19 protein-coding genes are annotated in these 22,817 nt (G+C 64.8%); 14 read left to right on the forward strand and 5 right to left on the reverse strand.

The features are described from left to right. The first annotated feature begins 65 nt into the window (after positions 1-65). Positions 66-1,463 carry a cytochrome c peroxidase gene (locus H1204_RS05405; protein WP_180730267.1) on the forward strand — a complete coding sequence of 466 codons (1,398 nt, stop codon included), beginning with the start codon at positions 66-68 and terminating at the stop codon, positions 1,461-1,463. Here the strand turns inward: H1204_RS05405 and H1204_RS05410 are convergent. Further along, positions 1,442-1,672: a hypothetical protein gene (locus tag H1204_RS05410; RefSeq protein ID WP_180730269.1), complete on the reverse strand. Its 231-nt coding sequence runs from the start codon at positions 1,670-1,672 to the stop codon at positions 1,442-1,444. The two genes, H1204_RS05405 and H1204_RS05410, sit on opposite strands and share 22 nt — an antisense overlap. Positions 1,673-1,943: 271 nt before the next feature. On the opposite strand from H1204_RS05410, the gene H1204_RS05415 reads away from it, so the two are divergent. Together H1204_RS05415 and H1204_RS05420 are read left to right on the forward strand one after the other, a co-directional pair. Next, the gene (locus H1204_RS05415) at positions 1,944-2,333 is read left to right on the forward strand and encodes a hypothetical protein (RefSeq protein ID WP_180730270.1); all 390 of its coding nucleotides are present in this window, start codon (positions 1,944-1,946) and stop codon (positions 2,331-2,333) included. Continuing rightward, entirely contained in the window at positions 2,330-2,788 is a 459-nt protein-coding gene (locus H1204_RS05420) for an NUDIX hydrolase (RefSeq protein ID WP_180730272.1), read from the forward strand. The genes H1204_RS05415 and H1204_RS05420 overlap by 4 nt, the downstream gene beginning before the upstream one ends. Before the next feature lie 19 nt (positions 2,789-2,807). Here the strand turns inward: H1204_RS05420 and H1204_RS05425 are convergent, their stop codons facing one another. Then, a complete protein-coding gene (locus tag H1204_RS05425; RefSeq protein WP_180730273.1) occupies positions 2,808-3,722 on the reverse strand; it encodes a transporter substrate-binding domain-containing protein in 915 nt (304 codons plus the stop codon). 132 nt (positions 3,723-3,854) lie between these two features. Further along, positions 3,855-5,576, reverse strand: coding sequence for a glutamine--tRNA ligase/YqeY domain fusion protein (locus tag H1204_RS05430; RefSeq protein ID WP_180730275.1), 1,722 nt, complete (start codon positions 5,574-5,576; stop codon positions 3,855-3,857). A gap of 497 nt (positions 5,577-6,073) precedes the next feature. Here H1204_RS05430 and ggt point away from each other — a divergent pair, with 497 nt between their 5' ends. Together ggt and H1204_RS05440 are read left to right on the forward strand one after the other, a co-directional pair. Then, on the forward strand, positions 6,074-7,900 hold the full coding sequence (gene ggt, locus H1204_RS05435) for a gamma-glutamyltransferase (RefSeq protein WP_180730277.1): 1,827 nt from the start codon (positions 6,074-6,076) through the stop codon (positions 7,898-7,900). 53 nt (positions 7,901-7,953) lie between these two features. Then, the gene (locus H1204_RS05440; protein WP_180730278.1) at positions 7,954-8,505 is read left to right on the forward strand and encodes an alpha/beta hydrolase; all 552 of its coding nucleotides are present in this window, start codon (positions 7,954-7,956) and stop codon (positions 8,503-8,505) included. Positions 8,506-8,713: 208 nt separating this feature from the next. Here H1204_RS05440 and H1204_RS05445 read toward each other — a convergent pair whose 3' ends face one another. Further along, on the reverse strand, positions 8,714-9,934 hold the full coding sequence (locus H1204_RS05445) for a CaiB/BaiF CoA-transferase family protein (RefSeq protein WP_180730280.1): 1,221 nt from the start codon (positions 9,932-9,934) through the stop codon (positions 8,714-8,716). 324 nt (positions 9,935-10,258) lie between these two features. Here H1204_RS05445 and alaS point away from each other — a divergent pair, with 324 nt between their 5' ends. Beyond that, complete coding sequence (gene alaS, locus H1204_RS05450) at positions 10,259-12,883, forward strand: alanine--tRNA ligase (RefSeq protein ID WP_180730282.1); 2,625 nt, start codon at positions 10,259-10,261, stop codon at positions 12,881-12,883. Positions 12,884-12,991: 108 nt separating this feature from the next. Here the strand turns inward: alaS and H1204_RS05455 are convergent, their stop codons facing one another. Continuing rightward, entirely contained in the window at positions 12,992-13,897 is a 906-nt protein-coding gene (locus H1204_RS05455; protein ID WP_180730283.1) for a LysR family transcriptional regulator, read from the reverse strand. Positions 13,898-14,030: 133 nt separating this feature from the next. Between H1204_RS05455 and H1204_RS05460 the strand changes: the two genes are divergently transcribed. From H1204_RS05460 to H1204_RS05495, 8 genes are all read left to right on the forward strand, one after another. Next, positions 14,031-15,257 carry a YbfB/YjiJ family MFS transporter gene (locus H1204_RS05460; RefSeq protein ID WP_180730876.1) on the forward strand — a complete coding sequence of 409 codons (1,227 nt, stop codon included), beginning with the start codon at positions 14,031-14,033 and terminating at the stop codon, positions 15,255-15,257. 258 nt (positions 15,258-15,515) lie between these two features. Next, positions 15,516-16,547, forward strand: a complete 1,032-nt coding sequence (locus tag H1204_RS05465) for a low specificity L-threonine aldolase (RefSeq protein ID WP_180730285.1) — start codon at positions 15,516-15,518, stop codon at positions 16,545-16,547. A gap of 190 nt (positions 16,548-16,737) precedes the next feature. Beyond that, entirely contained in the window at positions 16,738-17,886 is a 1,149-nt protein-coding gene (locus tag H1204_RS05470; RefSeq protein ID WP_180730287.1) for an iron-containing alcohol dehydrogenase, read from the forward strand. 30 nt (positions 17,887-17,916) lie between these two features. After that, on the forward strand, positions 17,917-18,381 hold the full coding sequence (locus H1204_RS05475) for a thioesterase family protein (protein ID WP_180730288.1): 465 nt from the start codon (positions 17,917-17,919) through the stop codon (positions 18,379-18,381). Positions 18,382-18,384: 3 nt separating this feature from the next. Further along, positions 18,385-19,323: a branched-chain amino acid ABC transporter permease gene (locus H1204_RS05480; protein WP_180730290.1), complete on the forward strand. Its 939-nt coding sequence runs from the start codon at positions 18,385-18,387 to the stop codon at positions 19,321-19,323. Beyond that, a complete protein-coding gene (locus H1204_RS05485) occupies positions 19,316-20,575 on the forward strand; it encodes a branched-chain amino acid ABC transporter permease (RefSeq protein ID WP_180730292.1) in 1,260 nt (419 codons plus the stop codon). Before H1204_RS05480 ends, H1204_RS05485 begins: the two co-directional genes overlap by 8 nt. Next, the gene (locus H1204_RS05490) at positions 20,572-21,342 is read left to right on the forward strand and encodes an ABC transporter ATP-binding protein (protein WP_180730293.1); all 771 of its coding nucleotides are present in this window, start codon (positions 20,572-20,574) and stop codon (positions 21,340-21,342) included. Before H1204_RS05485 ends, H1204_RS05490 begins: the two co-directional genes overlap by 4 nt. Continuing rightward, a complete protein-coding gene (locus tag H1204_RS05495; RefSeq protein WP_180730295.1) occupies positions 21,339-22,052 on the forward strand; it encodes an ABC transporter ATP-binding protein in 714 nt (237 codons plus the stop codon). The genes H1204_RS05490 and H1204_RS05495 overlap by 4 nt, the downstream gene beginning before the upstream one ends. Positions 22,053-22,817: the final 765 nt, after the last annotated feature.

A 22,817-nucleotide genomic window follows, 5' to 3' on the forward strand; every position in this document is an offset into this window, starting at 1 on the left:
CATTTAGACGACATGTCGGTGAAATAACCTCGCGCAGTCAATCAACACGAGCAGGTAAGAAAGATATGTGGCGCGATGTGGCGGGGCTTCAGACAAGACGGGCGTGGCGCGCGGGATGGCTCGGCGCGCTGGGTGTTTCGGTTTCGATGATGCTGGCGGCTTGCGATGCCGGCAGCGCGCAGAGCGATGCCGCTCACGCGGCGGCAGCAGCACAACAGTCAATGAGCGGCGCGCAGATGCAAAAAGTGTCTGCCGATGGCGTAGCCGCGATGCCCGCTGGCGGTCAGACGCGTGCCCAGGTGTACGAGTCCGTCAAGAGGATGACGGCCGTCGGCAAGCAGCTTTTCTTCGATCCGTCGCTGTCGGGCTCGGGCAAGCTCGCCTGCGCGTCGTGCCACAGCCCGCAGCACGCCTTCGGACCGCCGAACGCGCTCTCCGTGCAGCTGGGCGGCCAGGACATGCGCCAGCAGGGCATGCGCGCCGCGCCCGACATCAAGTATCTGCAGAAGGTGCCGTCCTTCACCGAGCACTATCACGATTCGGACGACGAGGGCGACGAAAGTGTCGACGCAGGTCCGACGGGCGGCCTGATGTGGGACGGCCGCGTGAACAGCGCGCACGATCAGGCGCGCATGCCGCTGACGTCGTCGTTCGAGATGGGCGGCACGCCGCAGAAAGTGGCGGCGGCCGTGAAGGCCGCGCCGTACGCGAACCAGTTCCGCGACGCGTTCGGCGAGCACGTGTTCGATAGCGACGACGCGACGTTCAAGGCCGTGCTGCGAGCGCTCGAAGTGTTCGAGGAGACGCCGGAACTGTTCTATCCGTACACGAGCAAGTACGACGCGTTTCTCGCCGGCAAGGCGCAACTGACGAAGGCCGAGCTGCACGGCCTGCAGCTCTTCAACGACGAGACCAAGGGCAACTGCGCGAGCTGCCACATCAGCCAGCGCGCTCTCGACGGTTCTGCGCCCGCGTTCTCTGACTTCGGTCTGATCGCGCTCGGCGTGCCGCGCAATCGCACGTTGGCCGTGAACCACGATCCGCATTTCTACGATCTGGGCGCGTGCGGTCCGGAACGGACCGATCTGAAAGGGCAAGACGAGTATTGCGGTATTTTCCGTACGCCGACGCTGCGCAACGTCGCGCTGCGCAAGACGTTCTTCCACAACGGGATTTATCACTCGCTCGAAGAGGTGGTCCGCTTCTATGCCGAACGCGATACGAATCCGGATAAGTTCTATCCGGTCGTAAAGGGGAAAGTGCAGAAGTTCGACGATTTGCCGAAGAAGTATTGGGCGAATCTGAATACCGATCCGCCGTTCGATCGCAAACCCGGCGACAAACCGGCGCTGGATGAATCAGAGATCAAGGATGTGGTTGCATTCCTTAAGACACTGACGGACGGATATCAGCCGGAAGCGCCTCAGCAACATGCTGACGCTCACGTCGTCAGCAGCAAATAACAGCCGGCAATCAACAGCAGGAACGACGCGAGCAGGCACACAAGGCCCGCTCGCGTCAGCGCGCACGGCCACCGGCTGCGGCGCAGGCCGTGGATACGTACGATGGTCGGCATCGGCGCGGGATCGACACGCATGACGATCATGCCCAGAACGACGCAGGTCAGCGTCAGCATCGCGGCGAAAAACTGGAGAGCAAACGAGAGGTCCATGAGCAAGAGTCGCAACGCGCAAAGCGTTTGAAGCGTGGTTGAATTTGATTCGACTCATGTTATGGATCGCGTGCCTGAGAGCCTATGGGACGTGTCCTAAAATTCTCCTGAACGAGCCTCCGGTGGGCCTAAGGCCCGGTGGCGTTATCTCAAATATGGTGGCCTCGCGAGCTGTGCATGTAGGCGGCGTGCTATGCTTTTGAGGTCCAGATCGCGGGCCTCAACACGGCCGCGCCACGCTTGCCCGAACCCGACTTCTGCGGAGAACTTCATGTCGATGCGAACCCGAGCCGCGTTTCAACTCACAGTGGGCGGGCTGTTGCTCGCTGGCGCAATCGGTGCGCATGCCACCAATCTCAACTTCCTGAACGACACGCCGATCGCGTACATGAAGCAGGCCGACAACGATTCGCTCAGAAAGGCCGCGTTCGAGGCGCTCGACAAGAAGCAGGACGGCGAGTCGTCTACCTGGAACAACGAGGGCCTGCGCAATAGCACGAGGATCGAGGCGCAACTGACGCCTGATGCCACGTCGAAATCGGGCGACCGGACATGCCGTCAGATGCACGTCGTGTTGAGCGCCAAAGGCCAGTCGATGAATCTGAACCCGCAGTTCTGCCGTCAGGGCACGGGCAACTGGGTGATGCAGAAGAAGAATTGAGCGCACGCACGATCTCTTGCGGCGTCGTGTTGCTCGACCCGGATGGGCGGGTGCTGCTCGCGCACGCGACGGAAACCAGCCACTGGGATATTCCCAAAGGGCAGGGCGAGGAAGGCGAAGCGCCACATGTGACGGCGCTGCGCGAGATGGAAGAGGAAACGGGTATCGCCGTGGACGCGGCGCGGCTGAAAGACCTTGGCCTGTTCGTGTATCGGCGGGACAAGGATCTGCATCTGTTCGCCGCGCGCGCCCTGGCGGGCGAGCTCGATCTCACGCGCTGCACGTGCACGTCGATGTTTCCGCGCCGCTCCGACGGCACGATGATTCCCGAGATGGATGCATTCCGCTGGGCCGCGCCCGATGAAGTCGAGCATTACGCGAGCCGCAGCCTCACGCGGCTCTTTCAGACCACGCTCTCACTCGCCGACCTGCACCGCGCGCTGGACGCGGCGTAGCGCAGGCTTTCCAATCGATTCAATCGAGCGCCTTGTCGTTCGGATGCGCGAACATCGTGCGCATTTCCGCCGACAGCGGGTAGTTCAGGTTGATGCCATGCGGGGGAATCGGCTGCGTGAACCAGACGTTGTAGAGGCGCTCTGCCTCGCCTGACGTCTGCATCTTCGAGATCACCCGGTTCACCAGTTCGCGGAACGGCGCGTCACCCTTGCGGAACATGCACGCATAGGTCTCATAGCCGAGCGGCGTGCCCGTCACAATGAAGTCGTCGGGGCGCGGGTCGGTGGCGCGAAAACCGTACAGAATCGGTTCGTCCATCACGAACGCGACTGCGCGGTCCGCCTTCACGGCTGCGAATGCGTCGGAGTGGTCCTTCGCGCTCGCAATACGCATATTCAACTGCTTCTCGCTGTTCAACTGCCGCACGAGCCGTTCGTCCGACGTGCCCGCCGTCGTGACGACGGGCTTGCCGGCGAGGTCCGCGAAGTCGTTGATGCCGGCGTTCTTGCGCGCGATCATCCGCACCGCGTACTGGAAAAAGCTATTCGAAAACGCGGCGACATTTTCGCGCTCGCGCGTATGGGTGGTCGAGCCGCATTCCAGATCGATCTGGTTGTTGACCAGCATCAGGAAGCGGTTCGCCGAGGTGATCGTGACTTCGCGCACCTTGAGGTTCGGCATCGCGAGCGTCTTCCGGATTTCTTCGACGATGGCGAGCGCGATCGATTGCGAGTAGCCGACCGTCTGGTCGCCGTTTGAATAGGAAAAGGGGATCGACGCTTCGCGCACGCCCAGCGTGATTACACCGTCGTCGTGAACCTTCTTGAGCGTGCCCGTCAGCTCTTCGGCATGCGCGGGCGCCGTCAGCGACATGAGCGATGCCAGCGTCACGGCCGCGATCGCCACCAGCTTGTATTTGATTGCAACCTTCATCGTTCCCCCTGAGCCGGCAGCAATCACTCCGGCCGCATCGTCCTGCTGTCGCCTGGCGATGTCCGTCGCGGGACACGGCGGCATGCGCGCCGAATGCGCCGCATGCCGCGGTGACGCAACCAGACAATCAGCTTACGCCGGCTTTCCCCAACTGTCGCGCAGACTGACGATCCGGTTGAATACGGGTTTGCCCGGTTTCGTGTCATAGCGGTCAGCGACGAAGTAGCCGTGACGCTCGAACTGATAGCGCGCTTCGGGCTCGACCTCGCCCAGGCCAGGCTCGACGTAGGCGTGCATGATGCGCTTCGAATCCGGATTGAGCGCCTCGAGGAAATCGCGACCGCCCGCGTCGGGCTGTGCTTCCTTGAAGAGGCGGTCGTAGACGCGCACTTCGACGGGCACCGCCTGGGTCGCGCTGATCCAATGGATCGTGCCCTTCACCTTGTAGTTGTTCGCGCCTTCCGTGCCGGAACGGCTGTCTTCGAAGTAGTTGCAGTGGACAGCCGTGACCTTGCCGTTCTCGTCCTTGTCGAAGCCCGTGCATTCCACGACGTAGCCGTACTTCAGACGCACCTTGTTGCCCGGGAACAGCCGGAAATAGCCCTTCGGCGCGTTTTCCATGAAGTCTTCGCGCTCGATCCACAATTCACGCGAAAACGGGAACGTGCGCACGCCGCGATCGGGGTGATGCGGGTGGACGGGCGCGCTGCATGGTTCCGACTGACCTTCGGGATAGTTGTCGATGACGAGCTTCAGCGGATCGAGCACGCAGGTCGCGCGCGGCGCCTTGTCGTCGAGATCGTCGCGCAGCGCGCCTTCGAACACGCTCATGTCGATCCACGAATCGACCTTCGTGATGCCGATGCGCTCGCAGAACAGCTTGATGCTGTCCGGCGTAAAGCCGCGGCGGCGCACGCCGACGATGGTCGGCATGCGCGGATCGTCCCAGCCGTCCACGTGGTTTTCGTTGACCAGTTGCAGCAGCTTGCGCTTGCTGGTGATCGCGTACGTCAGGTTCAGGCGCGAAAATTCGATTTGCTGCGGCAGCGGGCGCGTGAAGATGCCGGCCTCGGCGAGTTCGTCGAGAATCCAGTCGTACAGAGGCCGGTGGTCTTCGAACTCGAGCGTGCACAGCGAATGCGTGATGTTTTCGAGCGCGTCCGAGATGCAGTGCGTGTAGTCGTACATCGGGTACACGCACCACGTGTCGCCCGTCCGGTAATGGTGGGCGAAGCGGATGCGGTAGATCACCGGGTCGCGCATGTTGAAGTTTGGCGACGACATGTCGATCTTCGCGCGCAGCACGTGCTCGCCTTCCTTGAACTCGCCCGCCTTCATGCGGCGGAACAGGTCGAGGTTTTCTTCGACGCTGCGCTTGCGGAACGGCGACGGGGTGCCGACTTCCGTCGCGGAGCCGCGGTTCGAGCGCATTTCTTCCGCCGTTTGACTATCGACATACGCCTTGCCGCGCGTGATCAGCAGTTCGGCGAACTCATAGAGCTTGTCGTAGTAGTCGCTCGCGAAGTAGAGGTGCTCCTTGCTTTCGGCGTTCCACTCGAAGCCGAGCCACTTCACCGCGTCGACGATCGAGTCGACGTACTCGAAGCTTTCCTTTTCGGGGTTCGTGTCGTCGAAGCGCAGGTGACAGATGCCGCCGTAACTCTGCGCAATGCCGAAGTTCAGGCAGATGCTCTTCGCGTGGCCGATATGCAGATAGCCGTTCGGTTCCGGCGGGAAGCGCGTTTCCACCCGCTGCCCCCACTTTCCGGAGCGGTTGTCGTCGTCGATGATGTTGCGGATGAAATTGGAAACGGGCGCTTCGTTGCGCTCGGCGTCTTTGCGATCGTTGTTCATGCGAGAAGGAGAAAGTCGGTCCTGGACACTATATGCGTCCGTTAGTCTGTCAATTCTACCTGACGACACATTCGGCGACAGTCTTTAGCTTGCGCCGTGCGGCGCGCAGCCGAAAACAACTGAAATCGAAGCGTTTCCGGGGCGCAATCGGCGCTGTAACAGGAGGTAAATTGCGTTGGCCCGGTGTGGTGCGGACGCTTAGCATGCGTCGCGCGCCATGCCCCACGCCGGCTAGCGCCGTTGCTAATGATCGCAGCGGTTTGCCATTGCGTTTTGCGGCGAGCATGAGCCTTGTCCCGCGCCTTCGAGCGGCGCTTTCGTTATCGGATGCGCCCGTCGCGCGGTTTTTCGGCGGGCGCTGCGTTTCCGTTATTCTGTCGTGGGCCCGGGCATACGATGCCCGTCCCACCGCTTCACGCGACCTGTCCTTGCCGCGAGCCGGCCGCCCCATGCGCTGTGCACGCGCGGGCAGGTCCATCTATCCCGGAGTTCCTCGGATGTCCCTTCCGATGCTGCGCGCGCCTCGCGCGCTTTCCGGCGCCGACATGCATGCCGAATCCCATGCGGGCGCCCACGCCGATTCCTGTTCCAGCGCCGGCCGCGTCGTTGCGCGCGGCACGTATGCGCGCTTCGCCACGACGCTCGCGCTGACGGGCGCGCTGATCGCGAGCCTGGCGGCGTCGCCCGCCGTCGACGCCAAGACGGCCCAGCCGAAGCCCGCGCTCGACGCGGCGGCCGTCGCGACGCCCGACCGCTATGCCGCCGACGCCGCGCAGCAGATTTTCGCGGCAGGCGGCAATGCCGTCGATGCAGCCGTCGCGATTGCCTTCACGCTCGCCGTCACGTACCCGGATGCTGGCAACATCGGCGGCGGCGGGTTCATGACGCTGGTCATGGACGGCAAGCCGTACTTTCTCGACTACCGCGAGAAAGCGCCGCAGAGCGCGACGCGCGACATGTATCTCGACGACAAGGGCAACGTGATCAAGGGCATGAGCCTCGTCGGACATCGCGCGGTGGCCGTGCCGGGCACGGTCGACGGCATGTGGGAAGCGCAGAAGCGGTTCGGCAAGCTCAAATGGAAGCAGGTGCTCGCGCCCGCCATCAAGTACGCGACGGACGGCTTCCCCGTCGAACCATGGCTGCAGAAGCGCCGCGACGGTGCATCGCAGAGCTTCGGCGGCAAGACCAATTTCGACGCCTATTTTTCGAACCTGAAAGCGGGCAACACGTTCCGCCAGCCCGAACTTGCGCAGACCCTGACGCGAATCGCATCGGACGGCGGCCGCGAGTTCTACGAAGGGCAGACGGCCGATCTGATCGCGCGGCAGATGTACGGGCACGGCCTGCTCACGAAAGCGGATCTGCTGCAGTACAAGGCCGTATGGCGCCAGCCCGTGACGGCCAGCTGGAACGGCTATCAGATCGTCACGGCGCCGCCGCCCAGTTCGGGCGGCATCGGACTGATCCAGCTGCTGAAGATGAAGGCGGACCTGAAGCCGCAGTTCGACGGCGTGGCGCTCAATTCCGAGCCGTACATCCATCTGGTCGCGCAGATCGAGGACCGCGCGTTCGCTGACCGCCAGCAGTACATGGGCGATCCCGATTCGTACCGCGTGCCCGTCGACAAGCTGATCGACGACGCCTACCTCGCCAGGCGGGTCGAGGACATCACGCCCGACGAAGTGCCGGGCGCCTCACCCGTCAAGCCGGGCCTCGGCGACTCGATGCCGGAAAAGGCCCAGACCACGCACTTCTCGGTGGTCGACAAGTGGGGCAACGCGGTGTCGAACACGTACACGCTGACTGGGCCGTTCGGCTCGGGCGTGGTCGTCGACGGCGGCGGGTTCGTGCTGAACGACGCAATGGACGACTTCGAGATGAAAGCCGGCGTGCCGAACCAGTCCGGCGTGACGAGCGGCGACGTCAACACGATCGCACCGGGACGCCGGCCGCTGTCGTCGATGGCGCCGACCATCCTGACGAAGGACGGCAAGGTGTCGCTCGTGATCGGCACGCCGGGCGGCTCGCGCATCTTCACGTCGATCTTCCAGGTGATGACGAACCTGTACGACTTCAACATGCCGCCCGCCGACGCGCTCGCCGCGATGCGCTTTCACCATCAGTTGTTGCCGCAGAAGACGATCTACTTCGAGCCGTACCATCCCATTGATGGCGAGCTGGCCGAGCAGTTGACGGCGCGCGGCTACACGCTGCAGGGCCAGACGTTCAACGGCGACGTGCAGATGATCCGTATCGATGGTTCGACGCCGCAACCGGCTGCCGATCCGCGCGGCGTTGGCGTGGGCCGTGTGATTCAATAGCGCTGGCGGCGCGATGCCGCACTTCGACAACTCAAAACGAACGGGGTCAAGGAATGGGGTTGGAGCAGCAGAGCGTGATCGTGTTGCCGGGTTATATGAACTCTGGCGTGGGGCATTGGCAGACGCGCTGGGAAGCGCGTTATCCGAACTTTTCGCGCGTGCCGATGCGGGATTGGGATCATCCCGTTTGCGATGAGTGGTGCGATACGCTCGACGCTGCCGTCGCCGCTGCGAAAGCGCGCGTTCTGCTTGCCGCGCACAGCCTGGGCTGCCTGACGGTTGCGTTCTGGGCGGCGCGCCATGCTTCGCAGGATGCGCTTGCGAAGGTCGCGGGAGCGCTGCTCGTCGCGGTGCCCGATCCGGCTGGCCCTGGATTTCCCGCCGATGCGGCCGGCTTCGACGCCGTGCCGATGAGTAAGCTGCCGTTCCCGTCGATCGTCGTTGCGAGCACCGACGATCCGTACGGCGGTGTGCCGTTCTCGCAGGCCTGTGCGACGGCATGGGGCAGCCGCTGGGAGAACATCGGCCCGCGCGGCCATATCAACGCCGACAGCGGTCTCGGCGACTGGGAAGAAGCGCAGCGCTGGCTGGGCTCGATGGCGTGAGCTGCGGGTAGAGCGGCGCGATTCAGGCACTGAGGGTTGGGTCCGGGACGACGGGCGCGCCGCGCTGCGCGCCTGGTTCTGCCGCCGCAAGCTGGAACCGGCGTGTGCCGGAGCCGCCGTTCGCCAGAACGCCTTCAATTGCAGTGCGCCGACGGCGGGAAGCCTACGGCAGCAAGCCACCCGCAGCCCACCGCCTCCCGGCCTAACGTCAGATCACCGACCGGCCCCTCAGCGCGTCGATGCGCGCATCGTCGTATCCGAGCACATCGCGCAGGACCGCTTCCGTATGCTCGCCGAGCGTTGGCGGATGGGCCTGTGCCTCGGGCGGCGTCGCGCTCATGCGGATGGGATTACGCACCAGCTTCACGGTGCCGCCCGACGGATGTGGCAATTGAACCTCCATGCCACGCGCGACCACCTGCTCGTTCTCGAACACCTCTTCCAGATCGTTGATCGGGCCGCAGGGCACGCCCGCCGCTTCGAGTGCATCGATCCATTCGTGCTTGCTGCGGGTACGGACCATCTCCGCGAGGATCGGCACGAGCGTCTCGCGGTTGCGCACGCGCTCGGGATTGGTCGCGAAGCGGTCGTCGTCGGCCAGATCCGCGCGCTTGCCCGCTTCGACGAACTTGCGGAACTGTCCGTCGTTGCCCACCGCGACGATGATCCAGCTGTCGCTCGTCTGGAAGGTCTGATACGGAACGATGTTCGGATGCGCGTTGCCCCAGCGTGCTGGAGCCTTGCCGCTCGCGAGGAAGTTCGAGTTCATGTTGGCGAGCATTGCGACCTGTACGTCGAGCAGCGCCATGTCGATGTACTGGCCTTCGCCCGTGCGGTCGCGGTGCGCGAGCGCCGTCAGCACCGCGACGCTCGAGTACATGCCCGTCATCAGGTCCGCGATCGCCACGCCCGCTTTCTGCGGGCCGCCGCCCGGCTGGCCGTCGCGTTCGCCCGTAATGCTCATGAACCCGCCGATGCCCTGCACGATAAAGTCATACCCCGCGCGCTGCGCATACGGCCCTGTCTGTCCGAAGCCCGTCACCGAGCAATAGACGAGGTCGGGCTTCACGGCCTTCAGCGACTCATAGTCGAGCCCGTACTTCTTCAACTGGCCGACCTTGTAGTTCTCCAGCACGACGTCGCTTTGCGCAGCCAGCTCGCGGACGATCTGCTGCCCTTCGGGCGTGGCGATATCGACGGTCACCGAGCGCTTGTTGCGGTTCGCCGCGAGGTAGTAGGCGGCTTCGCGCGTGTCCGCGCCTTCCGGCGTTTTCAGGTACGGCGGCCCCCAGTGGCGCGTGTCGTCGCCGGCGCCTGGCCGCTCGACCTTGATCACGTCGGCGCCGAAATCGGCTAGCGTCTGCGCGCACCACGGACCGGCGAGCACGCGGGTGAGGTCCAGCACGCGGATATGGCTGAGTGCACCCATGTTCTGTCTTCGTCTCCAATGTGCAATGTGATGAGGCGCGCGCCGCACGGGCGCTGCCCGATTGAACCGATGTGGTGCATCTTAAGCGATCGGCCGCGCCCGACCTACTCAGCCTGACGGCATAGGACGAATGACAGCACGCGCTTTCGGCGTTTTCGAGAGGGCGAACTGGCCGGATGGCCAATGCCGCGCACAGCCCGCGCCACGGCGCCGCGCGACAGCGCCGATCCCGTATAATCGACCGTTCAGGAAACAATCTATTGCGACGGCCGGTCAGTCTTCCGCAGCCGTCGGCTCAAGCCAGGACCGTCCCCAAAGCACGCTATGAAAGCCGCCGAAATCCGCGAGAAATTCCTCAAGTTCTTCGAATCGAAGGGCCATACGATCGTCCGTTCGTCGAGCCTCGTGCCCGGCAACGACCCGACGCTGCTCTTCACCAATTCGGGCATGGTGCAGTTCAAAGATGTGTTTCTCGGCACCGAATCGCGTCCGTACTCGCGGGCTACGACCTCGCAGCGCAGCGTGCGCGCGGGCGGCAAGCACAACGACCTGGAAAACGTCGGCTACACGGCGCGTCACCACACGTTCTTCGAAATGCTCGGCAACTTCTCGTTTGGCGACTATTTCAAGCGTGACGCGATCCACTACGCGTGGGAACTGCTGACGGGCGTCTATCAGTTGCCGAAGGAAAAGCTCTGGGTCACCGTCTACCAGGAAGACGACGAAGCCTTCGACATCTGGGCGAAGGAAGTCGGCGTGCCGACCGAGCGCATCATCCGCATCGGCGACAACAAGGGCGCGCGTTACGCATCGGACAACTTCTGGCAGATGGCCGACGTCGGCCCGTGCGGTCCGTGCTCGGAAATCTTCTACGACCACGGTCCCGAAGTATGGGGCGGCCCGCCGGGATCGCCGGAAGAAGACGGTGACCGTTACATCGAGATCTGGAATCTCGTGTTCATGCAATTCAGCCGCGACGCGCAGGGCAACATGACGCCGCTGCCCAAGCAGTGCGTGGACACGGGCATGGGTCTGGAGCGTATCGCGGCCGTGCTGCAGCACATGCACAGCAACTACGAGATCGACCTGTTCCAGGCGCTGATCAAGGCGGCAGGGCGCGAAACGGGCGTCGAAGATCTGTCGAACAACTCGTTGAAGGTGATCGCCGATCACATCCGCGCGTGCTCGTTCCTGATCGTCGATGGCGTGATCCCCGGCAACGAAGGCCGCGGCTACGTGCTGCGCCGTATCGTGCGCCGCGCAATCCGCCACGGCTACAAGCTGGGCCGCAAGGGTTCGTTCTTCCACAAGCTGGTCGCGGACCTCGTCGCGCAGATGGGCGGCGCGTATCCCGAACTGAAAGACGCCGAACAGCGCGTCACGGACGTGCTGCGTCAGGAAGAAGAGCGCTTCTTCGAGACCATCGAGCACGGCATGTCGATCCTCGAAAGCGCACTGGCCGATCTGGAAGCGAAGGGCGGCAAGACGCTCGACGGCGAAGTTGCGTTCAAGCTGCACGACACCTATGGCTTCCCGCTCGATCTGACGGCAGACGTGTGCCGCGAGCGCGAAGTGACGGTGGACGAACCCGCATTCGACGAAGCGATGGCCCGTCAGCGCGAACAGGCGCGCGCGGCCGGCAAGTTCAAGATGGCGCAGGGCCTCGAATACACGGGCGCGAAGACCACGTTCCACGGATACGAAGAAATCGTCTTCGACGACGCGAAGATCACGGCGCTGTATGTCGACGGCGCGTCCGTCAACGAAGTGACGAAGGGCCAGCAGGCTGTCGTCGTGCTCGACCACACGCCGTTCTACGCGGAGTCGGGCGGCCAGGTTGGCGATCAGGGCGTGCTGGCGAACGCGAGCGTGCGCTTCGCCGTCGCCGATACGCTGAAGGTGCAGGCGGACGTCGTGGGCCATCACGGCACGCTGGAGCAGGGCACGCTGAAGGTCGGTGACGTCGTGAAGGCGGAGATCGACGCGATCCGCCGCGCGCGCACGGCCCGCAACCACTCGGCTACCCACCTGATGCACAAGGCGCTGCGCGAAGTGCTCGGCGGCCACGTGCAGCAGAAGGGCTCGCTCGTCGACGCCGACAAGACCCGCTTCGACTTCGCGCACAACGCGCCGATGACGGACGATGAAATCCGCCGCGTCGAAGCCATCGTCAATGCCGAAGTGCTGGCGAACGCGCCGGGCATCGTGCAGGTGATGCCGTACGACGAAGCGGTGAAGGGCGGCGCCATGGCGCTGTTCGGCGAGAAGTACGGCGACGAAGTGCGCGTGCTGGATCTGGGCTTCTCGCGCGAGTTGTGCGGCGGCACGCACGTGCATCGCACGGGCGATATCGGCTTCTTCAAGATCGTGATGGAAGGCGGCGTCGCGGCGGGCATCCGTCGCGTCGAAGCGATCACGGGCGATAACGCGGTGCGTTACGTGCAGGAACTCGACGCGCGCATCAACGCCGCGGCTGCGGCGCTGAAGGCGCAGCCGTCGGAACTGACGCAACGCATCTCGATGGTTCAGGACCAGGTGAAGTCGCTGGAAAAGGAACTGGGCGCGCTGAAGTCGAAGCTCGCGTCGAGCCAGGGCGATGAACTGGCCGGCCAGGCCATCGAGGTTGCCGGCGTGCAGGTGCTGGCGGCTACCCTGGAAGGCGCGGACGTCAAGACGCTGCGCGAAACCGTCGACAAGCTCAAGGACAAGCTCAAGAGCGCGGCGATCGTGCTGGCGTCCGTCGAAGGCGGCAAGGTCAGCCTGATCGCGGGCGTCACGGCCGAGGCGAGCAAGAAGGTCAAGGCGGGCGAGCTGGTCAACTTCGTCGCGCAGCAGGTCGGCGGCAAGGGCGGCGGCCGTCCGGACATGGCGCAGGCGGGCGGTACCGAGCCGGCCAATCTGCCGGCTGCGCTGGCTGGCGTGAAGGGCTGGGTCGAAGCGCAACTCTAAGCCTCCGCGCCACGTAGCATTCGTATCAACCAAAAAGCCGCGAGTCGTAAGACTTGCGGCTTTTTGATTTTGTGCTTTCAGGTTAGCCAGATAACGTCCGTCGAGGGCTCAGGCAGCCACATCGTCCGCCGGCTTTTGCTGCAGGTTCCCGCTCGCGACCAGCATCCCGCGCAACGCATTCAATGCCGACGAGAAGTGACCGCGTCGCCAGACCAGTATCGTCTCGATGCTGCCGAGCCCGGCGAGCGGATGCACGGCGATATCGTCCGATTCGGGCAGCAGCGCCAACACCGAGCGCGGCGCGAATGCGACGCCCGCGCCCGCCGCCACGCACGCGACGATCGCGTGATACGAGCCGAGCTCCAGCACCCGCGAGGGCCGGATGCCGTGCTCCATGTACCACTTTTCGACATGCACGCGATACGCGCAGCCCACCTCGAACGCGATCAGCGTCGAAAGCGAAATATCGCTCGCATGATGGATGGGCGGATGACCGCGCGGCGACACCATCACCAGTTCTTCGCGAAACACGGGCACGACCTCGAACAGATCGCCGATCCAGCCCGGATCGAGCGGCGTTGCGACGATCGCCGCGTCCACCTCGAATTCGCGCACGCGATCGATCAGCTTGCCCGTCGTCCCCGTCTCCAGTTCGAGCGCGACGTCGGGCCACGTCTGGTGATACTGCGCGAGCAGTCCGGGCAAGCGGGTCGCGGCGACGCTCTCCATCGTGCCCAGCCGCAGGCGTCCGCTCGGACGCGTGTCCTTGACCGCGTGGCGCGCTTCGTCGGCGAGCGCGAGCAGCCGTTCGGCATAGGGCAGCAGTGTCTCGCCCGCAGGCGTCAGCACAAGCCGCCGGCCGTCGCGAACGAACAGTTCGGTGCCCAATTGCTCTTCGAGTTGCTTGATACGCGTGGTCACGTTCGATTGCACCCGATTGAGCTTCGCTGCGGCCCGCGTCACGCCGTTTTCGCGCACGACGGCGCGAAAGATCGAAAGGGCGGCAAGATCCATCAATCTCTCCATGAGATTAAATCTATCCGTATTATTCATTTTATGAGATTGAAGGGTCAAGCTACGATTGTGTGGAAGAAGCAGACCGCCGTGCCGTCCAACCTCGGGGCGACAGGCCACCGCCATGTCATCAATGAACGATTTCGCCACCCGCACCTTTCAGACAAACCACGTTTCAACCCATGTCGCGCGCCGCGCGGCGTTGGCCTGCATGGCGGCGCTTGCCGTCGCGCTCGGCGTCGGCCGCTTTGCCTTTACGCCGCTGTTGCCGCTGATGCTCCACGGCGGCGCGCTCGATATCAGACACGGCGGCTGGCTCGCGTCGCTCAACTACGCGGGTTATTTCCTCGGTGCGATCGCTTGCGTCGCGCTACGCATGGATGCGGCGCGCGTGGTGAAGGCGGGCCTCGCGTCCACTGTGGTGCTCGTGCTCGCGATGGGTGTCACGCATCAGTTCTGGGTGTGGGCCGTGGTGCGCTTCATCGCGGGCGCGATCAGCGCGTGGACCTTCGTATTCGCGTCGCAATGGGGTTTGCGGCGGCTCGCCGAACTGGGCGCGAACGAGTGGAGCGGCGTGATCTACACGGGCCCGGGACTCGGCATCGCGGGGACGGGCCTGCTGGTCAGCGCGGCGGGCGGATATGGCGCGTCGGCGGGCTGGATCGGGTTTGGGCTCGTGTCGGCTGTGCTGACCGTGCTCGTATGGCGCACGTTCGAGACGCCATCGACCGCAACGGCATCGACGCGGAAAAGCGCGTCGGCGCAGACCGATGCGCATCGACATCGCGTGCATCTGCACCGCGCGGATGCCTTCTGGCTGATAGTCCTCTACGGCGTGCCCGGTTTCGGGTACATCATCACCGCGACGTTCTTGCCCGTGATCGCCCGCGCTGCGCTGCCCGTGGATTCGCCGTGGCCTGATCTGTTCTGGCCGATGTTCGGCGGCGCGCTGGTCGTGGGCGCGTTGGTGGGCGCGCGTCTGCCGTCGCGCTGGGACAACCGCACGCTGCTGGCCGGCTGCTACGTGCTGCAGTCGCTCGGCATCCTCGCGGGCATCGTGTCGCCGACGGCGGGTGGCTTCGCGCTTGGCAGCGCGCTGATCGGCCTGCCGTTCACGGCGATCACCCTGTTCGCGATGCGCGAGGCGCGGCGGCTGCACGGCGACAACGCGGCGGGATTGATGGGCTATGCGACGGCGGCCTATGGCCTTGGGCAGATCGTGGGTCCGCTCGTCGCCGCGCCGATCGCCGCACACACCGGTTCGTTCACGCTGGCGTTGTGGCTGGCGGCGATCGCGTTGCTCGCGGGCGCCGTGGGTCTCGTCGTGGTAGCTGTGTTGCGCCCGTCGCTGCGCGCCTGAGCAAAAGCCCGGCACGCCCAGACGCTGCCGGATGGTGCGGACGAACAACGCCCGCGAGCACCACGACGACCGAACAACCGCAGGCACCTCTCACTCCCACTGGCTGTGCAGCGGACTCTCGTACGCACAGTCTCCCGTCCTGATCAGGCGTCCATTCCCGCCGATCCAACCCGCCAGAAACAAATTCAGCACCCGCCGCACTAAAATGTCCGCTTTCCAGCCATCATTGCGCGCTCATCGCCGGGTGCGCCGCCTGCCATGCAACATTTTGCGTCGGACAACTACGCCGGCATCTGCCCCGAAGCGCTCGAAGCGCTGATCGCCGCCAACAACAGCGGCCACGAACCGGCCTACGGCGACGACTCGTGGACGCAGCAAGTCTGCGACCGCCTGCGCAACCTGTTCCAGACCGACTGCGAAGTGTTTTTCGTCTTCAACGGCACGGCGGCCAACTCGCTGGCGCTGGCGTCGCTGTGCCAGTCCTACCATTCGGTGATCTGCCACGAGCTCGCGCACATCGAAACGGACGAATGCGGCGGCCCCGAATTCTTCTCGAACGGCTCGAAACTGCTGACGGCGCCGGGCGTCGGCGGCAAGCTCACGCCCGATGCGATCGAAGCCGTCGTCACGCGCCGCGCCGACATCCACTATCCGAAGCCCAAGGTCGTGACGCTCACGCAGTCGACAGAAGTGGGCACCGTGTACAGCGTCGAGGAAATCCGCGCGATTGCGGCGATCGCGAAGCGCCGTCATCTGAAGGTCCACATGGATGGCGCGCGCTTTGCAAACGCCGTCGCCGCGCTCGACGTGCATCCGTCGGAGATCACGTGGCGCGCGGGCGTCGACGTGCTGTGCTTCGGCGGCACGAAGAACGGATTGCCCGTGGGCGAGGCGGTCGTGTTCTTCGATCGCGCACTGGCTGATGACTTCGCTTATCGGCTGAAGCAGGCGGGACAGCTTGCGTCGAAAATGCGCTTCATCTCCGCGCCGTGGCTCGGCTTGCTCGACAAGGACGTCTGGCTGCGCAACGCGCGCCACGCAAACGCCATGGCGCAACTGATGGAATCGCGCCTCGCGGAAATTCGCGGCGTGAGCATCATGTTCCCGACGGAATCGAACGCCGTGTTCGCGCAATTGCCGCCGCATGTCGCGAAGGCCATGCGCACGCGTGGCTGGAAGTTCTATGAGTTCATCGGCGCGGGCGGCTGCCGGCTGATGTGCGCATGGGACACGCAGCCCGAAACGGTCGAGCGCTTCGTCGCTGAGGTTCGCGAACTGTGCGCCGCGTGAAGTCTGTATAAGCGGCGCGCCGACGATGCACGGGCGCGGCTTGCCATTCGGATTCATCGAGCGGCCGGGTCAATGACGCAACAATAGAAAGGGCAATGCGCAACGCTTGCCGTGATGGTCGCAGTCAGCCGCTCTCGCCGTTTCGACGGCGCGAGCACGGAATCCTCGATAACAACGGAGACGCATCGCCATGGCCTACATCTACTATCTGACGCACATTCATCTCGGCTACGACGCGCTCGCGCAGTTGCCGGCGGAGTGCGAGCGTTCCGGCATCAGGCGGCCGCTCGTGGTGACGGACAAGGGCGTGATGGCGGCGGGCGTCGCGCAGCAGGCAATCGACGCGTTGAAGCTGCCCGGCGTGCCCATCTTCGACGACACGCCGTCGAACCCCACGGAAGCGATGGTGATGGCGGCCGCGCAGCGCTATCGGGAAGAGGGCTGCGACGGGCTGGTGGCGATCGGCGGCGGCTCGTCGATCGATCTCGCCAAGGGCGTCGCGATCATGGCGACGCATCCGGGCACGATGACGGATTACGCGACGATCGAAGGCGGCAGCGCCAGGATCACCGACAAGGCGGCGCCGCTGATCGCGATTCCGACCACGGCGGGCACGGGCAGCGAAGTGGCGCGCGGCGCGATCGTGATCCTGAACGACGGCCGCAAGCTCGGCTTCCATTCGTGGCATCTGCTGCCGAAGGCCGCTATCTGCGATCCGGGTCTCACGCTCGGCCTGCCGCCGTCGCTGACGGCCGCGACGGGCATGGATGCGATCGCGCATTGCATCGAAACGTTTCTGGCGCCTTCGTTCAACCCACCCGCCGACGGCATCGCGCTCGACGGGCTGGAGCGCGCCTGGGCGAACATCGAACTCGCGACGCGCGACGGCCAGAACCGCGACGCGCGCCTGCACATGATGAGCGCGTCGATGCAGGGCGCGATGGCGTTCCAGAAGGGACTCGGCTGCGTACATTCGCTGTCGCATCCGCTCGGCGGCGTGTCGGTGAATGGGCGCACGTCGCTGCATCACGGCACGCTGAACGCCGTCGTGCTGCCCGCCGTGCTGCGCTTCAACGAAAGCGCGCCGTCCGTCGTCGAGAATCGCCGTTATGCGCGCATGCGCCGCGTGATGAACCTGCCCGACAACGCCGATCTCGCGGCAGCGCTGCACGACATGACCGCGCGCCTCGGACTGCCGACGGGCCTGAAGCAAATGGGCGTCGACGAAAGTGCATTCGACAAGGTCATCAAGGGCGCGCTCGCCGATCATTGCCACAAGACGAATCCGCGCGAAGCGACGGCCGACGATTATCGGCGGATGCTGATCGAGTCGATGTAAGCGCCGTCCCTTCATCCAACCGCACACGACATGAACAAACCTGCTCCCGCGCCGCGCACGGCTTACCCGCACTTCCTGTCCATTGCCACGCGCTGGATGGACAACGACGTGTACGGCCACGTGAACAACGTCGTCTATTACAGCTACTTCGATACCGTCGTGAACGAGTATCTGATCCGCAGCGGCGTGCTCGATATCGAGCGCGGCACGACGATCGGCCTCGTGGTCGAGACGCAGTGCAACTACTTCGTGCCGATCGTGTTTCCGGATCGCATCGATGCGGGCCTGCGCGTCGTACGGCTCGGCACGTCGAGCGTGCGTTACGAAGTGGGGCTTTTCAGGGAAGGCGATGCGGAGCCCGCCGCGCAAGGGCATTTTGTGCATGTCTATGTGGATCGCGACACGCGGCGTCCCGTTGCGTTGCCCGACAGCTTGCGCGCGGCGCTCGAACCGCTGCTCGTCGTGGAAGGCGTGCAAGACGAGCAGGCAGGCTGACGCGTGCAGTCGTTCGTCATCGATGCGCTGAACGGCGTCAGCTACGGCTTGCTGCTGTTCATGCTGTCGGCGGGATTGACGCTGATTTTCAGCATGCTCGGCGTGCTGAACTTCGCGCACGCGAGCTTCTACATGCTCGGTGCGTATGTCGGCTTTTCCGTCGCGGCGCGCGTGGGTTTCTGGTGGGCGCTCATCGTCGCGCCGCTCGTCGTCGGGCTGATGGGCGCGGCGCTCGAACGGTGGCTGCTGCGGCGTGTGCGGCCGCACGGGCATCTGGCGGAATTGCTGCTGACGTTCGGCGCGGCCTATCTGATCGGCGAGGGCGTCAAGCTCGTCTGGGGCTTGCAGGCGCTGAGCGCCGCCGTGCCGGCAGCGCTCGATGGTCCGCTGCTCGATGTGTACGGCGTCGCGTTCTCGCGCTATCGCGCGTTCATGATGGCCGTCGCGATTGCGATGCTGGCCGTGTTGCACGCGGTGCTGCGCGTGTCGAAAGCGGGGCTGATCGTGCGCGCGGCGCTCACGCATCCGCAAGCCGTCGAAGCGCTCGGTCACGACGTGCCGCGCGTGTTCACCGGCGTGTTCGCGGCGGGCACCGCGCTCGCCGCGCTGGCAGGCGTGATCGGTGCGCCGCTGTTCGTGCTCGAACCGGCGATGGCCGAATCGGTGGGATCGATCGTGTTCGTCGTGGTCGTGATCGGCGGGCTGGGGTCGCTTGGCGGCGCGCTCGTGGCGTCGCTGGTGATGGGCTGCGTGCAGACCTTCGCGGTCGCTACCGATATTCCGCTCGGCGAGTTGGTCGGCGACTTCGACAACGCGTTGCCCGCCGCATGGAGCGCGCTGACGCTCGCGCAACTCGCGCCGCTCGTGCCCTATCTGCTGCTCGTCGCGATGCTTGCCGTACGCTCGCGCGGCTTCTTCGGACAACGCGACGACGATGCGTGAGGTGAATCAGGCGCACGACGCGCAGGCTGCTTCGCCGCGTAGGCCGACATGGCGCGCCGCGTTGCCGTGGGCCGCGCTCGCGGCGTTGCTCATCCTGCCGCCGTGTCTGTCGACGCAAAGCTGGCTCGTCGCCTGGCTCGCGCAGACGGCCGCGATGATCGTGTTCGCGCTGTCGTATAACCTGCTGCTCGGTGGCGCGGGGCTATTGTCGTTCGGGCATGCGGCTTCGTCGGGCGTCGGCGCGCTGATCGCCGCGCAACTGTTCAATCGCGTCGGCGTGCCGTTGCCGCTGCTGCCGTTGATGGGCGGTATCGGCGGCGCGCTGTTCGGCGCGCTGTATGGCCTGGTTGCGACACGCCGGGCAGGCACCGCGTTCGCGATGATCACGCTCGGCATCGGCGAACTCGTCGCGGCGGCGGCGTGGACCTTGCCCGACTGGTTCGGCGGCGAGGCGGGCGTCGCGATCGACCGCACGGCGGGTCTCGCGGTGCCGGGCTTGACGTTCGGCCCTGCGCGCGAAGCCTATGCGCTGATCGCGTTGTGGTGCGCGCTCGCCGTGATCGCGATGTACCTGCTGTCGCGCACGCCGCTCATGCGGCTCGCGAATGCCGTGCGCGACAACCCGGTTCGCGCGGCGGCTATCGGTTGCTTTCCGCGCCGTGTGCGTTATGAGGTCGTTGTGTGGTCGTCGTTTTTTGCGGGCATCGCGGGCACGCTCGGGCTGATCAATGTCGAACTGGTATCGACCGAAAGCGTCGGCATGCTGCGCTCGGGCTCGGTGCTGATCGCGACGGTGATCGGCGGAAGCGGGGCGTTTTTTGGGCCGGTGGCGGGCGCCGTCGTGCTGACGTTTTTCAGCGTCGTCGTGGCGGGCGCGACGCGCGCGTGGCTGCTGTATCTCGGGCTGTTCTTCGTGGTCGTGGTGGTGTGCGCGCCCGATGGCATCGCGGGATGGATGCGGCGTCAAACCGCCCGCATTTCACGCGATGGATGGCGCGTATGCCTGCCGTGGTTTGCATGCCGGATAGCGAGCGCTTGCGCGTGGTGGCTTGCCGTCGTGCTGTGCGTTCAATGGGCTTACGCGCAACGCTTCGGCACGGAAGAGCGCGCGGGTCTCTTCACGACGATCGATCCTGCATGGCTTACGGCATCCGTGCTGTGCCTCGCCGCGATCGGCTGGCTGACGATGCGCGTGGCTGCGCGTATGCCCGGAAAGCTCAACGACGAAACGCGCGCGGAGGTCAACGAATGATTCCCGCCATCGCCGTGCGACGTCTCGACAAGCGCTTCGGCGCGACGCGCATCCTGCGCGGCGTCGATCTCATGGTCGAGCCGCACGAACGTCACGCGCTGATCGGTCCGAACGGCGCGGGCAAATCGACGCTCTTCAATCTGATCGCGGGCGCGGCGCGGCCGAGCGCGGGCCGCATCGAACTGTATGGCGCGGACATCACGCGTCTTGTGCCCGCGGCGATTTGCCGTCGCGGGCTCGCGCGCAGTTTTCAGACGACGAGTTTCTTCGCGAAGCTCAGCGTATTCGACAACCTGCGTTGCGCCGCGCAGATCGCGAATCGTGACCGCATGCGCTGGTGGCAGCGCTACACCGCGACGCGCGAGGGTGACGAGCGCGCCGAGCAAGTACTGAACGCCGTCGGTCTGGACGACCGTCGCGACGTGATCGCGGGCACGCTGAGTTACGCGGACCAACGCGCGCTCGATCTGGGCCTGGCGCTGGCGAGCGGCGCGCATACGCTGCTGCTCGACGAGCCGACGGCGGGCATGAACCGCGCCGAGGCAGCGCGCGCTGTCGAACTGATCCGCGCGGCGACGGCGGGCCGCACGCTGCTGATGGTCGAGCACGATATGGACGTCGTGTTTGGTCTCGCGGATCGCATCAGCGTGCTCGTGCAAGGCGAGGTGATCGCGACGGGCACGCCGGACGCGATTCGCGCCGATCCCGCCGTGCGCGCGGCGTACCTGGGCGATATTGGCGACGCCGCACAGGGAGCCGCGCGTTGAACCCATTACTGGAGATTCGCGATCTGCGCGCGTGGTACGGCGCGAGTCAGGCGCTGCACGGCGTGGACCTGCATATCGAAGCGGGCGAAGCCGTCGCGCTCGCGGGCCGCAACGGCTCGGGCCGCTCGACGCTGGCGAAGGCGATCATGGGTTTCGTGCGTACGCGAGGCGTGATCCGTTTCGCCGGACAGCCGCTGGAAGGCCGGCGTGCGTTCGAGATCGCGCGGCTCGGCATTGGTTATGTGCCCGAACAGCGCGATGTATTTCCGACGCTGACGGTGCAGGAAAACCTGCAACTGGGCATCCAGCCGCGCAACGCCAGACGTGCCGCCCGCTTCACACTCGACGACGCGCAAACGCTCTTTCCCGTGCTGCGCGAACGCGCGCGGACGAAGGCGGGTGCGTTGTCGGGCGGCGAGCAGCAGATGCTTTCGGTGGCGCGCGCGTTGCTCCGCGACCCTGATCTGATCGTGATCGACGAGCCGACGGAAGGACTCGCGGGTCAGGTCGTTGCGCAGCTTGCAGCGGCATTGAAACTGCTGCGCGAGCGTGGCGTCGCGATGCTGCTGATCGAACAGCGGCTCGTGATCGCCGACCGGATTGCGAGCCGTATCGCCGTGATGGGGCATGGCGAGATCGTGTTCGATGGTTCGCTGGAATCGTTTCGGGCGCGGCCCGACGTGATGCGCGAATGGCTCGGCGTGGGCTGATTTTGCATCGCATCACTTTTGTTCTCTGTTTGACTTGCACAGCAGTCATTGCGCGAAGCGCTGTGCTACGGGCGGTTGCGGCTGACTTTTATGCCTGTCGGTGTGATGTGGTGAAAGGATAGGTGATTGTGGGGTGCCCGTTGTTGATCGAGCTAAGTGGGTTTGATTGTTGTCTGCGACGCTTGGTTTTGGGTTTTTTGCTTTTGCGCTGGCATATCTGCGATGCAGTGTTTGCTTTGCCTCTTCGCTGGCATCCGCGATTCGTTAGCTTGCTTCAAGCGTCGCCCCTGTGCGGGGCGGCACCTACTTTTCTTTGCCGCCGCAAAGAAAAGTAGGCAAAAGAAAGCGGCTCACACCGCCAGTTCTTGTGTTTGCCTGAGGGCCCCCAAACGGTCTTGCGCTTCACACGGCAGCCTATCTGTTCGCGTGCGTTGCCAACGCGCTGAATAAGCGCCTCACCCACTTCAAACACCCGCACACGCGCTAGTGGCAGCGACTGGTATGTGCCGCCCAGGTGGCAAACTGTGTGTAGGTTGTCGCGTCGTATAGCGTGGCGCTCTTACAGGGTGGGACGCGTGCGCTATCGGGTCCGAAGTGAGGCGTGTGAATCTCTACGGTCTACACACAGTTTGCGACCTGGGCGGCCGTAGATCGTCCGTCGCGGCATGTGGCGACGTGGGCGCGCGAAGCGGGTGAGGCGCACCGCAATAGCGTTGGCAACGAACATGGGTCACGTGATTGCCGTGTGAAGCATAAGATCCTGTG

Origin of the sequence: Paraburkholderia sp. PGU19 (genome assembly GCF_013426915.1) — a bacterium.
In the GTDB taxonomy this organism is placed as follows: Bacteria; Pseudomonadota; Gammaproteobacteria; order Burkholderiales; family Burkholderiaceae; genus Paraburkholderia.

Excerpts from the sequence above, each read along its gene's own strand:
- H1204_RS05470 (WP_180730287.1), top strand. The coding sequence starts at position 16,738 with ATGGCCTACATCTACTATCTGACGCACATTCATCTCGGCTACGACGCG.
- alaS (WP_180730282.1), top strand. The coding sequence starts at position 10,259 with ATGAAAGCCGCCGAAATCCGCGAGAAATTCCTCAAGTTCTTCGAATCG.
- H1204_RS05475 (WP_180730288.1), top strand. The coding sequence starts at position 17,917 with ATGAACAAACCTGCTCCCGCGCCGCGCACGGCTTACCCGCACTTCCTG.
- H1204_RS05405 (WP_180730267.1), top strand. The coding sequence starts at position 66 with ATGTGGCGCGATGTGGCGGGGCTTCAGACAAGACGGGCGTGGCGCGCG.
- H1204_RS05415 (WP_180730270.1), top strand. The coding sequence starts at position 1,944 with ATGTCGATGCGAACCCGAGCCGCGTTTCAACTCACAGTGGGCGGGCTG.
- H1204_RS05460 (WP_180730876.1), top strand. The coding sequence starts at position 14,031 with ATGAACGATTTCGCCACCCGCACCTTTCAGACAAACCACGTTTCAACC.
- H1204_RS05465 (WP_180730285.1), top strand. The coding sequence starts at position 15,516 with ATGCAACATTTTGCGTCGGACAACTACGCCGGCATCTGCCCCGAAGCG.
- H1204_RS05485 (WP_180730292.1), top strand. The coding sequence starts at position 19,316 with ATGCGTGAGGTGAATCAGGCGCACGACGCGCAGGCTGCTTCGCCGCGT.
- ggt (WP_180730277.1), top strand. The coding sequence starts at position 6,074 with ATGTCCCTTCCGATGCTGCGCGCGCCTCGCGCGCTTTCCGGCGCCGAC.
- H1204_RS05490 (WP_180730293.1), top strand. The coding sequence starts at position 20,572 with ATGATTCCCGCCATCGCCGTGCGACGTCTCGACAAGCGCTTCGGCGCG.
- H1204_RS05455 (WP_180730283.1), bottom strand. The coding sequence starts at position 13,897 with ATGGATCTTGCCGCCCTTTCGATCTTTCGCGCCGTCGTGCGCGAAAAC.
- H1204_RS05430 (WP_180730275.1), bottom strand. The coding sequence starts at position 5,576 with ATGAACAACGATCGCAAAGACGCCGAGCGCAACGAAGCGCCCGTTTCC.
- H1204_RS05445 (WP_180730280.1), bottom strand. The coding sequence starts at position 9,934 with ATGGGTGCACTCAGCCATATCCGCGTGCTGGACCTCACCCGCGTGCTC.
- H1204_RS05410 (WP_180730269.1), bottom strand. The coding sequence starts at position 1,672 with ATGGACCTCTCGTTTGCTCTCCAGTTTTTCGCCGCGATGCTGACGCTG.
- H1204_RS05440 (WP_180730278.1), top strand. The coding sequence starts at position 7,954 with ATGGGGTTGGAGCAGCAGAGCGTGATCGTGTTGCCGGGTTATATGAAC.
- H1204_RS05425 (WP_180730273.1), bottom strand. The coding sequence starts at position 3,722 with ATGAAGGTTGCAATCAAATACAAGCTGGTGGCGATCGCGGCCGTGACG.